This is a genomic window from Corallococcus sp. AB011P (assembly GCF_003611605.1).
GTDB lineage: Bacteria > Myxococcota > Myxococcia > Myxococcales > Myxococcaceae > Corallococcus > Corallococcus coralloides.
This window is the reverse complement of the sequence record NZ_RAVX01000004.1, coordinates 360,501-373,081: the sequence shown is the minus strand read 5'-3', so window position 1 is coordinate 373,081 and position 12,581 is coordinate 360,501. Positions and strand designations below refer to the sequence as shown.

The following is a 12,581-nucleotide window of genomic DNA, read 5'->3' as shown; positions in this document are numbered from 1 at the left end:
GCGCTCAGGGCTTGAGCGGCCCGTCCTCCGGGAACTGACGCCTCCAGCCGGGCGCGAGGTTGGCATTGGCCTTCAGCGCCGCATCGCGGTCCTCGCGGGCCTGGGGCGAAGCCGGGTCCTTCGTGCGCAGGATGGCCGCGCGCAGCAGCCGGGCTTCGGCCCAGTTCGGACGCTCCTTGAGCAGCGCGTCCGCCAGCGTGAGCCCCCGTGACAGCAGCGGCTCCGGGTCTTTCTTCGCGGCCTTCCGCGCCACGGCCCACTCACGCAGCAGCTGGCCCAATTCCAACCGGGCCTCCTGGTGCGTGGGCTCCAGGTTGAGGATTTCCGCGTAGTGCTTCTCCGCGCCGCTGAACCCCAGCTCCGCCTCTTCCGCGTTCGTGCGGGCCGAATAGCGGGCCAGCAGGCCATAGAGCGCGCCGTGGGCTCGGTGATGCACGACGCGATCCCGGTGGAACCCCTCCATCGTGTCGAGTTCATGCAGCGGGCTCAGGAGCATGGGCTCGGGATCGCGGCCCTGCTCCACCAGGGGGCGCGCCTGGAGCTGGGCGGAATAGTAGAGGCCCGCGAACCGCTCATCCTTCCGCGGTCTCGGGACTGAACGCGCCTGGCTGTAGAACGCGAACGCCCGGGCCGCCTCGTCGGTGGGATCCGCTCCCCGCCGCCAGGCGTACTCCGCCCGCGCCGCGTGGACCGCCGCCTGCCCGAGCCTTCCCATCGCCAGGAGAGGCGCCAGCGTCGTCGCCTGGGCCTGGGCCGCCTCCGCCTTGTCGAGCAGGGCGGATGGGTCGCCCCCGTGCTCCCAGGCCTCCTTCGCCTGCTCCATCAGGATGCGCCCCAGCGCGTGATGCAGGGACGGCTCGCGGGCCCCGGGGGTGATGGCGGCTTCGATGACGGTCGCGGCCTTCGCCAGGTTCGGCCCCGCGTCTTCCCCGCGGGCCCGCTGCCGCAGGGCTTGAGCCATGCGGATGCGCGCCTCCAGGAGCCACACCTCGGGCGCTTTCATGTGGAGCCGGACGGCCTTCTCCCAGGCCGCTTCCGCCTGGTCCAGGTCCGCGCTGGCGTCCTTCGCCGCGGGATCGGACCCCCGGGCCAGGAGGAGCTCCCCCAGCCGGACCTGGTCCGCCGGGATGCGCGCCTCGATCGCGAGCACGAGCCGGTAGGCCTCGATGGCCTGGTCCCGGCGCTGCCAGCCGAGTGAGCCAACCGCCGGCCTCCCCGTTTCGAAGATGCTGTCCGCCCACGCATGGAGGAGCCGGGCCCGCAGCCGGTGGAACGCGAGGTCCCGTGCGGACGGAGGCGTGGTGTCCAGCAGCTCCAGGGCCTCCCCGAGCTCGGGGCTCCCCACGGAGTTCTGCCTCGTGAACTCCTCCGTCTGCTGCACCAGCGCCCGGCTCCATTCCGCGCGGCCACATGCGCTCGCCGCATCCAGGGCCAGGGCGTGTTGCGCGGCCTTGATGGCATCCTCGCGCACGGCGTCGTTGTGGTGCTGTGCGCGGTCCAGGTGCTCCACCAGGACGTTGAGGAAGCGCGCCTTCTCGCAGGCGAACCCGGCGTTGCCGGGATCCACGCGGGCGGCCATGTCCAGCGCCTCGACGCCCCACTTCGCCGGGGTCGGATCCTCACCGGACAAGAGCAGCACGGCGCCGGAGAGGTCGGCTCGGGTGAGGTTCATCGCGGCGGTCTCGAAGCGCGCCTGCGCCAGGTGGGCCGGCGCGAAGCTCTCCGCCGTGGCCCGGGCCTCCGTGAGCGCCTGGCGTCCGGCCGTCAGGTCCTCGCGGGCATGGACCTTGTCGCCCCGGCCCCAGCGCTGAGCGGCGCGCAGCAGGAACACGTCCGCGCGCAGCAGCCGCGCCTCCACGAACCAGGGATGCTTCGTGCCCAGGGGCTCCAGGAGCGCGAGCGCCGCGTCCAGGCGGTCCTCGTGCAGCGCCACGAGCGCCGCGCCGTAATCCGAGGACGGCACCTGCGCCCCCGAGGCCTGCCGCAGCAGCGTGAGCACCGGCTCCCGGTACTGGCGCTCCGCGTCCTCATCGAGCACCTTCCGTTCGTCCGCGTCCGGCGTGGCCAGCGCCTCCAGCCGCAGCACGCGGTAGCGCTCGCTCAGGGCCTGCGCCCGGGCCCACGCCACACGAGGCTCGCGGAAGCCCGCGTTCCAGGCGGCTTCCAGGTGCGCGCGGGACTCCGCGTCCTGTCCCAGCGCGCGCGCCCCGCACGCGAGCGCGTAGTGTCCGGGCCCCTGCGCCTCGGGGCCGCCGAGCGTCAGCTCCTTCGACAGCGTCTCCATCCATCCGCGCAGTTCCATCTGTTCCGCGCGCACGTCATGCAGCCGGGCCATGCCCACCGCGCGGGCCCGCGCCTCGATGTGCACGGCCTGTTCAATGAAGTGCGAGGCCCAGGCGGCATCCCGCTGGGAGGTTTTGTTCGACGCGCAGGCCGATGCCGTGACGAGCAGCAGGACCTGCGAGGCCAACACCGCGCGCCTGGGCCATCCCGCGGTCGCGTCATTCAGGGAGTCTTTCAAGTCGACGGCTCCAGGTGCGTTCCGACATGTGTTCCATTCCAGGATACGCAGCCTCGTGCCGTCACGGGTCGCCCCCTGGTGCCTACTTCGTCCAACTGTCCCCGTGGCCCTTCGTGATGCCCAGGTCCTCCACCCAGTAGTCCGCCTTCGCGGAGGCGGGTGACAGGGCGAGACCGCTGCCCTCGACCTGGCCGTTCTTCACTCCGTCCACCTTCCAGTTCACGTCCTCCGGCCGGTACTGCGCATGGCGCCGCATGTGTTCGACCATGCCGGAGAAGATGCTCTGGATCCCCAATGCGCCGGCCAGGGTGCGTTTCTGCTGGGCGAACTCCGCATCCACGAAGGTGTTACGCAGCTGGGAACGCAGGCTCTTGGGCTGGACGGGCGCCCCGCAGAAGCCAAACGCCTCCGCCCGGGCGATGTAGTGGCGGGCAATCGTCCACATCATCGGGTGCCGTGACGGCGCGTACATGGCCCACATGTCCGTGCCGTTGAGCTGCGTCAGCTCGTCCGAGGGGTCCTCTTCCATGCCCATCTGCAAGGCGAACTCGTCCTTCATGAAGGAAGGGTGCTTCGCATTGAAGGTGAGGCTGTCCTCGAGCTTGAGGAACGTGGGGACCTTCGGAGGCTGCGCGAGCATCTTCTCGAACTGCTTGCGGTCCTCGATGACGCAGTTCGCGTCGAGGAAGTACCCGCCGTTCACGCCCAGCGTCAGGAACGTCAGGATGTCCTTGGCGGGCGCGTGGCCCTTGTTGGCCAGGTAGAACGCCAGGAGCTGGTCCAGCTTGTCCAACAGGAGCGCGCCCAATTCCTTGCGCACGACCGGCGCCCCCAGGACTTCGTCCAGCCCGTGCACCTTGACGCGCTTGCCCAGTGCCCGCTCGAACTCAGGGGCCATCTGGGGCAGGCACCAGAAGTACACCGTCGCGGAAGCAAAGCCAGACGCGATGGCCTTCGGCGTCTTCGTGTTCGAGTCGTTCGGCTTGCCCGTCCCGTACCAGACGAAGTGGAGCGCCGTCTTGTGGGGCGCCGGCTTCCGTTCGGGCCCCGGCTCCGGCTCCTGGACGCCATCCTGCAGGACGTCGAACGGATTGAAGCGGGGGTTGTCCTTGCGGAGGTTGGCGATGGAGAAGGGCTTGGGGGAACGGGGCATTCCATGAGTATCGGCTGTGTTCACGGCAGGTGACAATGCCGCGTCAGCGCAGCGACGGGTCCTCGCTGATCCGCGCCACCGCGCCGTGCAGGATGCCCAGTTGCCGGGGCACGCGCTCCAGCAGCTTGCCCAGCACGGGGTCGTCGCTGGTGCGCGGCAGTGCCAGGGCGGGCAGGGGCGGGGGCTCGCGCCGCTCCTGTAGCGCGCGGGCGAGCAGCTCCAGGCTGTCACTGGCCCGCTGCGCCAACTGCTGCGGCAGCACCGACGTCGTCCTTCCTTCGAAGCGCCCCGTGCCCAGCGCAGTCACCGCCAGCGCGAACCTGCGCGTGTAGGTGAGCAGCGCCATGCCCGGCTCCAGGTGCCCGGGCGGGCCCCGGTACTCCGTCATCAAGCGCTGGAAGGACGACTCCGCCTCCAGCAGCGCCTGGTCCAGGAGGCGGCGCTCCTCGTTCACCGCGGGCTCCGTGCCGCTGCGGTGCGTGACCAGCTGTTGCAGGTACTTCCCGTCCGCGCGCAGGGCGGAGGCCGCCGCGTCCGGGAAGCGGCGGCGCTCCGGACTGGGCCACAGCGTCCAGGAGCCCACCAGCGCCAGCGCCCCCGCGATGAGCACGCCCAGCGAGCGCTGCGACGCCACCGTCCAGTCCCCGGAGCTGAGCGTGGCCATCAGGAGATAGTCCGGCGTGAGCAGGACCTGGAACGCGCCGAAGTTCAGCGGCAGCAGCGCCACGGAGATGGCCGTCAGCCCGCTGATGACGCCAATCATCATCGGCGGCGTGTGCACCGTGGTCGCGATGAGCGCCGCCAGGCTCGCGCCCACCAGCGTCCCCAGCGTGCGCTGGAGCACGCGCTCCTCCGTGCTGCCCGCGTAGGGCTGGAGGATGGAGATGACCACGAGGCTCACCCAGTGCGCGTCGCCCACCTGCAACGCCCGCGTCAGCCCCAGCGCCGCCGTGGCCACCATCCCCGTGCGCAGCGCGTGCCGCAGCACCACCGAGTCCGCGTGCAGGTGGTCGCGAATCGGCCGCCACAGGGAGAACCCCGGCGCCTGCCGGGGGCCGCCCACCGTGCCCTTGCCTCGCGCCGACACCGGGTCTCCGAAGAGCAGGCCCGACGCCGTCTCGTGCGCCACGCCCGCGTGCTCACGCAGCCGGTCCAGCAGCGTGGCGACGTGCGTGGACAGCGGCCCCTCCGCGCTCTGACGCACCGGCGGCGCGGCCATCCTCGCGGGCTGCCTGCGACGGGGCCTCAGCGCCAGCCGGGGCGGCTCGCGCATGCCCTCGTTGCGCTCCTGCAGCAGCGCCCGCGACACCCATTGGTCCATCGCGCCGAAGGCCTCGCACAGCCGGATCACCCGGTCTCGCGTCGCGTGCATGTGCGGGTCGCGTCCCACCACCTGCATCGCCTCCGCCAGCGCGCTGAGCAGCGCCACCATGGGCTCCACCAGCTCCACCAGCACCAGCAGGTGCTCGCCCCGCCGGGACTCGTCAGGCCTCCCGCGCCGCGTGGCCGCGAGCACGTCGCGCGCCCGTTCAATGTCCGGGCGGAGCCTCGCGTGGCGCTGCAGCCCCGCCGCCCACGCCTCGGCCGTGGCTCCGTCCCGCGTGGCCCTCCCCAGGTCCTCCGCCGCGATCGCGAGCCCCGCGTACACCTGCGCCACCGCCCGGCGCGCGGGGCGGTAGGGCCTGAGCGGCCACAGCAGCAGCGACAGCGCCATCGCCCACAGGCCGCCCAGCAGCAGCGCCACGCCTCGCAGCACCGCCTCTCGCGGCGAGGCGGCGGGCGCGCCCAGCGACACGACGAAGATGACGGCGAGCTGACCTCCCACGGAGCCCGCTGTCTCGCCGTAGCAGCGCGCGAAGTTCGCCGCCGTGACACCCAGGAGCAGCAGCGTGGCGTCCACCACGTACGTGTAGCCCGCGGGCGCGGCGAGCAGGCCGACCAGCGCCCCCAGCACCGTCACCACGCCCATGACGCGCGCCCGTACGCGGTAGGAGCCGCCCTTGTCCGCGAGCGTGACGAGCAGCCCCGTGAGGCCCGCCCAGCCGGCCTGCGGCACGGTGGTCAGGAACGACAGACACAAGGGCAGGGCGGTGGCGACGGCGGCCCGGATGCCCGCCCACAGGGCCGGTCTTCCGGGGTCCACCCGGAGGAGCGACTGGAGGTGTCTCCGCAGTCGATGGCGCATGGGCTTCAGGGGAGCGGCGGGCCGTCACCCCAGAGGGTGGCCACGGCCGTCCCCATCCACACGCGGAGGAGGCTCCTCCCCTCGAGGCCTGGGCGCCACCCGGGCAGTACCCCGGGCCCCGTCCCACAAGCCCCTCCCTCCCGGAAGTCGGAGGCGGGGGGCCTGGCGTCAGCCCATTCCCAGGGCCGGCGCGTCCTCGGCGGGTGCGCCTTCCGCTTCGAGCGTGGTGCCATCCCAGGGGATGTAGCGCACGCCCGGCATCGGCTCCGGACCGTGGAACTCCAGCGCGCCCACGGTGGAGGTCAGCTTCCCGGTGGGCTTCCACGCCGCGAAGGGGTGGGGCCGGGAGAAGAGCTGCACCTCGCACCGGGCCACGTCGCTCTGGGCCACCAGCACGTCCCAGCCCGTGGGGTCGCGGTACGCATAGCCCACCAGCGTGCGCGGGTCGCACCACGCGCGGCCCTCAATGGCCACGGTGGCGGAAGCGGCGCGGAAGGACAGCTCCCCGGACGTGGGCGACGTCACGCGCGACAGGAGCACGTGGGGCATTTCATGGAAGGTGTGCTCGGCGTCGCGCGTGCGCAGGTAGATGGGCGACAGCCGCGGGTGGCCCCGCTTGCGCTTCGCGCGCACCGCCATGATCTCCAGCCGCGCGTCCGGGTCCTCGGCGAAGCGCGGGCAGTACAGCCACGTCAGCTCCTCCAGCCGCCGGTGGCCCCACAGGTGCTTCTGCAGGCCGGGCGCGCCCTTCACGTCGATGCGCTCGCCGTCCACCGTCACCGTGCCTTCGAAGGTGACGTCGTCGTGCACGTGGGCGACCTGCGTGGGCAGGGGCAACAGCGCGGTGCCTCGCGGTTCGCGGCGCACCGGTTCGGGGTGACCGCCCTGGAAGCGCAGGTCCCACGTGATGGAGTGCCCGCCGCTGGCCACCTGGCCGTGGACGTGGCCGGGCGTCAGCTCCGAGTCCGCGATGCGCACGCCGCCGTTCGGCAGCGCCGTGAACGCGGAGGCCGGATGGATGGCCTTGAGCGCCACCGCGGGCCGGTCCTGGGATGCGCAGTCGAACGCCGCCGCCCACATCGTGGCGCGAGGCTCGCCGCCGCTTCCCGGCGCGGGAGTGAACAGGGTGTAGCGCAACCACCAGGCGCGGTCTCCGCCCGGGTCGAGCACCACCAGGAACCAGATTTCGAAGAACCCCTGCTGATGACCGTTCCAGCGCGGCAGGTTGGCGCGCTTGCTCGACGGCATTTGGATGAATCCCCCTCTTCGCGCGGCCGTTCACGGCCCGGACGCCACGCGCAGACCCTCACGCTGGCAGATGGGGCCCGGTGCGAGCAAGGGGCCCCGGGGTCGCGGATCCGCGCTCAGGGGGACGCCGGTGACTCAGGCGCCCGGAGCGCCCCAGGACACGCGGTACGTGACGCTGTCGTCGTCGAACTGGACCACGTCCACCTGCGTGGCCGGGCCGCTGGCGGCGCGCACCGTGGCCAGCATCACGCCCTGCTTGAAGTAGCGCAGCAGGCCGGGCTCGTTGAGCCACAGGTCCGCTTCGCGCTCGCCGCGCTCGGTGATGCGCACCTCGGTGTAGTTGTTGCCGGTGCGGAAGCTGTGCTGCGTGCGCAGCAGCATCCGCTTGGGCCCGATGAGCCGCAGCACGCCCAGGAGCGCCCGGCCCACCATCGTGTCGCGGTAGCCGTCGATCATCCGCTCGCCGAGCATCCGCCACGCCACCGGGTCCGGCTGCTCCGGGTGCAGCGTCTTCGCTGTCAGCGCCACGCAGCGCGTCCACGTGTCCAGCGAGTACGCCGGCTGCAGGGGCCGGTCCAGGTCCAGGCCCTCCTTGCGCAGCTGCTCCTTGAGGGCGAAGGGCACCTTCCCGGAAAGTCCCCGGACGAAGAGTCCTTCGACGATGGTCGGGAATACGAGTTTCTCGGCGGTGGCCATGGGGGCCATTCCGCCCAGCACCGCGCGTTCCGGTCAAGACCTACCGCCCGCGTGGCGTCCAACGCCCGAAAGCGCGGTCGTCCTCCAGGGCCATTCCACCCGTTCCGGCGCCCGTGAAACATCGCGTGTATCCATGAAATTCACGCAAGGTGCGTAAACACTCCCAGCCCTCGCGGGGCGCGTCCATCTGGTAGCGTCCGGGTGCCCCCTGGCTCTCCCTGGCTTCCCACTGGCCCTGATGACGTCCCGTGTCCTGACGTGCCTGCTCTTGTCCGTGCTGTGCGCGCTCCCGGCCCTGGGCGCCCGGCCGGTGCCCGCGCCGGCCGCGGACGGCATGGTGATGCTCCAGCGGGTGGACACGGCGCGGGTCCAGGGCAGCCCCAGCACGCTGCGCACGGAGCTGGACGCGCAGCAGGCGAAGGCGCCCAAGGACCCCATGCCCCGGGTGTACCGGGCCTTCCTCGCGCTGCCCTCGGACGAGAGCTTCGCCGAGTTCAAGGCGCTGGCGGTGGTGTACCCGGAGAACCCGTGGCCGCACGTGGGCATGGGGCTCGTCTACGTGCGCTGGGGCATGTTGAAGGACGCGGCCGCGCCGCTGGAGACCGCGCGCAAGGCGGTGCCCGGCTTCGCGCCCGCGCTCTGGGCGGACGGCCTGCGGCTCCAGGCGGAGGGCAAGCCCGCGGAGGCGGAGGGCCGGCTGCGCGAGGCGCTGGCGAAGCTGGACATCCCGCGCTTCCGCACGGACCTGGCGCTGCTGCTGGCGGGCCGTCCGGGTGGGGCGGCGGAGGCGCGGGCGCTCTTGGTGCGCTCGGTGAAGGAGTGGCCCGAACAGCCGGAGGCGCTCCAGGTGCTGTCGCGGCTGGCGCGCGAGGCCGGGGACGCGAAGGCGGGCGCGGAGGCCGGGGCGCTGCTCGTCGCGCTCCAGCCGCATGACCGCGAGGCGCACCGTCGGCAGGCGGAGGCGTGGCTCGCCGCGGGTGACAAGGCGCAGGCGGTGAAGATGCTGGAGCGCTACGCGACGCTCGGGGGCGCGGAGCCCGCGGTGCTCGCCACGTGGGTGAAGCTCACCGTGGAGCTCGACCGTCCGGAGGACGAGGCGAAGGCCCTGGTGCGCCTGGCCGCGGCGACGCCCAAGGACCCCGAACCGCTCCTGCGGCTGGCGACGCTGGCGGAGGCGAAACAGGACGTGGCCGCCACTGAAGCGCGGTTGGATCAGGCGGCGGCGCTGGCCCCGCAGCGAGCGGACATCCAGGTGCGGCGGGCGCGGCTGTTGCTCAAGCTGGAGCGCTACTTCGAATCCATGGCGGCGTACCGCGCGGCGCTCGCCGCTCCGGAGCGGCCGGTGCCCGAGGCGGTGGAGGAGGCCGCGCAGCTGACCAAGAAGCTGCACCTGCCCGCTTCGCCCGCGAAGGGCACGGTGGAGCAGATCTACGACCGGGTGTCGCTGGGGCTGGTGGCGCTGTACCTGGAGCACCTGATGGAGAAGCCGGACCTCAAGGGCAACCTGAAGGTGCGCGTGGACCTGGACCCCACCGGGAAGGCCACGAACGTGGTGGTGCTCTACGACAGCCTCCAGGACGTGCTCATCACCCACAGCGCGCACGTGGCCTTCATGGACGCCCAGTACCCGCCCGGCAGCGAGCCGCAGGTGTACCAGTACGTCTTCCGCCCTCCTCCGCGCTGAGGCGGACATCCGGAGCGCTCCCTTGCCGCAAGCGGGTTGACGCTGGCGTGAGCGGACGGCACAGACTGGAAGGCCTCGCGCCAGGAGCCCGCCCGTGAACGCCGCCCCGCTGTCGCCCGCCGCCCTGTGGCCCCGCACGCTGGACGTCACCCGCCACGCGCTGGAGACGGGGGCGCTCCAGCCCATCGCCACGGAAGCGCGCACGGTGCCGGTCGCGGGCACGGAGTTCCAGGTGCGCGTGCTGGGACGGGTGGCGCTCAAGGAGCGCAAGCGTCCGGCGCCGTCTGGCTCGGAGCCGTTCAATCCGTTCGCGAACCCGGAGCCGGACCTGGTGCTGGGGGACGTGGCGCCCGCGCACGTGTGCCTGCTCAACAAGTTCAACGTCGTGGAGCACCACCTGCTGCTGGTGACGCGGGCCTTCGAGTCGCAGGACGCGCTGCTGACGCACGCGGACTTCGACGCGCTCTCCACGTGCCTGGAGGGGCTGGACGGGCTGGCCTTCTACAACGCGGGGGAGACGGCCGGCGCCAGCCAGCGCCACAAGCACCTGCAACTGGTGCCGCCCCTGGGACCGGACCGCCTGCGCGCGCCCGTGGAGGCGCTCTTCCCCGTGCTGCCGGGGCCGGGCCGCGTGGTCGCCGCGGAGTCGCTGCCGTTCGCGCACCTGCTGGCGGGCCTGGGGCCGTGGGGCGCGCCGGGGCAGGGCGCGCGGATGTTGGCGGCGTACCGGCTCCTGCGGGACGCGCTGGGCCTGGCGGAGAGCGCGCCGTACAACCTGCTCGCCACCCGGGACTGGATGCTGCTGGTACCCCGCGGCCGCGCGGAGCACCTGGGCGTCAACGTCAACGCGCTGGGCTTCGCGGGGTCGCTGCTGGTGCGCACGCCCGAGCAGTTCGACGCGGTCGCCGCGCTGGGGCCGCTGGAATTGCTGCGCCAGGTCGCGGGCGTCGCTCCGTAGGAAGTGTGCAACCGCGCGAGCGGACCGGCACAATGCCCGGGCAGCAGGCTCACCCGTCAACAAGGGCAGTCGCACGACGCGGGTGGGGGGCCCGAACCGGATGGAGCGACGACCATGGATGTGAACGAGCTGGCCCGCGTGCCGGGCGTGAATCCCCAGGTTCCCGACGCGGCACGCATCTACGACTACACGCTGGGCGGCACCCACAACTTCGACGCGGACCGGCAGGCGGCGGAGTACATGTTCTCGCTGCTGCCCTCCACGCGGAAGTGGGTGCGGATGCTGCGCGCGTGCCTCCAGGGCGCGGCGAAGCGGCTGTCCACGGAGGGCTTCACGCACTGGGTGGACTTCGCGTCCGGCCTGCCCACCAATGACCACGTGCACGGCGTGCTGCCGCCGGACGTGAAGGTGCTCTATTCCGACATCAATCCGCTGACGATGGCGCAGGCGCGCGTGCTGTTGGGGAACGACCCGCGCGTGCGCTACCTGGAGTGCGACATCCGCCAGGCGAAGTCCTTCCTGGAGCGCCCGGACGTGCGCGACTTCCTGGGCGGCGAGCGCAAGGTGGTCCTGGGCGCCAACGGCATCACCGTGTTCCTCAAGGCGGAGGAGAACCGGGAGTTCTTCCGCGACCTCTACGACTGGGCCGCGCCGGGCTCCCGGCTCTTCACCACGTTCGAGACGAAGGACCCCGCGAAGACGACGCCCCAGTGGGAGCAGTTCGTGGGCATGTTCCAGAAGATGGGGGAGAGCTTCGAGCTGTTCTCCCTGCCGGAGTACCTGGAGCTCTGCAAGCCGTGGACGCCGGGCCCTGGAGGCGTGCAGACCGTGAGCCGGTTCCTGGGGCTGCCGGACGGCTCCATCACCGAGGAGGACCGGCAGGGCGTGGGCATCGAGTTCTACGCGGTCATCCTGGAGAAGAAGTAGCCGCCGTCTTCGCGCGGTAGCGCAGTCCGATGAGCGCCGCGACGAAGCCCGCCGCGGCGCCCACGCCCAATGCCTGGCGGGGACCGAACGTGTCCGCGACCCACCCGACGATGGGGGCACCCAGGGGCGTACCGCCCAGCGCGATGGCCAGGAGGATGGCGAGCACGCGCCCGCGCATGGACGGCTCGGTGGACAGCTGCACCAGGCTGTTCGCGGTGGTGGTGAAGGTCTGCGCGGACACGCCGATGATGACGAGCGTGACGCCGAAGAGGGCATAGACGGGCATCAGCGCCGCGAGCGTGAGCCCTACTCCGAAGACCGCGGCCCCCGTCACCAGCAGGCCGATGCGCGGCTGCGCGCGCCGGGCGGAGAGCAGCGCGCCCGTCACCGAGCCGATGGCCATGATGGACGTGAGGAGCCCGTAGCCGCTGGCGCCCTGGCCGAAGACGCGCACGGACATGGTGGAGATGAAGATGGGGAAGTTGAGGCCGAAGGTGCCGATGAGGAAGAACATGGTCAGCACCGCCACCAGGTCGGGCCGCTTCCAGACGTAGACGAAGCCCTCCAGCAGGCCTCCGCGCGTGCGCGGCGCCCGGTCCCTCACGTGCAGTTCGTGCACGCGAAGCAGGCTCAGTGAGCAGAGCACGGCGCCGAACGAGGCCGCGTTGAGCACGAACATCCACCCGGAGCCCACGGTGGAGATGAGCACCCCCGCGATGGCGGGGCCGAGCATGCGCGCGGCGTGGAACGAGGTGGAGTTGAGCGCCACGGCGTTGGCGAGGTCCTCCTCGCCCACCAGCTCCGACACGAACGTCTGGCGCGCGGGGGCGTCGAACGCGGTGACGCACCCCAGGAGGAACGCGAACACGTTCACGTGCCACAGCCGGATGTGTCCGGAGAGCGTGAGCAGCCCCAGGCCCAGCGCCAGTGCGCCCAGGGCCGCCTGCGTGGCGAACAGGAGCTTGCGCCGGTCGAAGTGATCCGCCGCGAAGCCCGTCAGGGGCAGGAACAACAGCGGCGGCGCGAACTGGAGCGCCATGACCACGCCCACGGCCGTGGCGTTGTTGTGGGTGAGCTGGGTGAGGACGATCCAGTCCTGGGCGGTGCGCTGCATCCACGTGCCCACGTTGGACACGAGCGCCCCGGCCGCCCACGTCCGGTAGTTGTAGCCGCGCAGCGAATGGAAGGTGCCCTTCATCCCGCGGGAGA

9 protein-coding genes are annotated in these 12,581 nt (G+C 72.0%); 3 read left to right on the top strand and 6 right to left on the bottom strand.

Annotated elements, in window-relative coordinates:
* Nucleotides 1-4: 4 nt before the first annotated feature.
* The 5 genes from D7X30_RS14765 to D7X30_RS14745 form a co-directional block, all read right to left on the bottom strand.
* Nucleotides 5-2,521, bottom strand: a complete 2,517-nt coding sequence (locus tag D7X30_RS14765) for a hypothetical protein (RefSeq protein ID WP_120563549.1) — start codon at nucleotides 2,519-2,521, stop codon at nucleotides 5-7.
* Nucleotides 2,522-2,603: 82 nt separating this feature from the next.
* The gene (locus D7X30_RS14760) at nucleotides 2,604-3,674 is read right to left on the bottom strand and encodes a hypothetical protein (protein WP_120563548.1); all 1,071 of its coding nucleotides are present in this window, start codon (nucleotides 3,672-3,674) and stop codon (nucleotides 2,604-2,606) included.
* Between the two features lie 43 nt (nucleotides 3,675-3,717).
* Complete coding sequence (locus D7X30_RS14755; protein ID WP_120563547.1) at nucleotides 3,718-5,859, bottom strand: FUSC family protein; 2,142 nt, start codon at nucleotides 5,857-5,859, stop codon at nucleotides 3,718-3,720.
* A 168-nt stretch (nucleotides 5,860-6,027) separates the two neighbouring features.
* Entirely contained in the window at nucleotides 6,028-7,107 is a 1,080-nt protein-coding gene (locus tag D7X30_RS14750; RefSeq protein ID WP_120563546.1) for a hypothetical protein, read from the bottom strand.
* A gap of 135 nt (nucleotides 7,108-7,242) precedes the next feature.
* The gene (locus D7X30_RS14745) at nucleotides 7,243-7,803 is read right to left on the bottom strand and encodes a DUF2378 family protein (protein WP_120563545.1); all 561 of its coding nucleotides are present in this window, start codon (nucleotides 7,801-7,803) and stop codon (nucleotides 7,243-7,245) included.
* 238 nt (nucleotides 7,804-8,041) lie between these two features.
* Here D7X30_RS14745 and D7X30_RS43615 point away from each other — a divergent pair, with 238 nt between their 5' ends.
* The 3 genes from D7X30_RS43615 to D7X30_RS14730 all read left to right on the top strand — a co-directional run bounded on the left by D7X30_RS43615 (nucleotide 8,042) and on the right by D7X30_RS14730 (nucleotide 11,372).
* Nucleotides 8,042-9,487, top strand: coding sequence for a hypothetical protein (locus D7X30_RS43615; protein WP_120563544.1), 1,446 nt, complete (start codon nucleotides 8,042-8,044; stop codon nucleotides 9,485-9,487).
* A 94-nt stretch (nucleotides 9,488-9,581) separates the two neighbouring features.
* Nucleotides 9,582-10,445, top strand: a complete 864-nt coding sequence (locus D7X30_RS14735) for an ATP adenylyltransferase (RefSeq protein ID WP_120563543.1) — start codon at nucleotides 9,582-9,584, stop codon at nucleotides 10,443-10,445.
* A 114-nt stretch (nucleotides 10,446-10,559) separates the two neighbouring features.
* Nucleotides 10,560-11,372 carry an SAM-dependent methyltransferase gene (locus D7X30_RS14730; RefSeq protein WP_120563542.1) on the top strand — a complete coding sequence of 271 codons (813 nt, stop codon included), beginning with the start codon at nucleotides 10,560-10,562 and terminating at the stop codon, nucleotides 11,370-11,372.
* On the opposite strand, the gene D7X30_RS14725 is transcribed toward D7X30_RS14730, so the two are convergent.
* Entirely contained in the window at nucleotides 11,353-12,570 is a 1,218-nt protein-coding gene (locus D7X30_RS14725) for an MFS transporter (protein ID WP_120563541.1), read from the bottom strand. The genes D7X30_RS14730 and D7X30_RS14725 overlap by 20 nt on opposite strands.
* Between the last annotated feature and the right edge of the window lie 11 nt (nucleotides 12,571-12,581).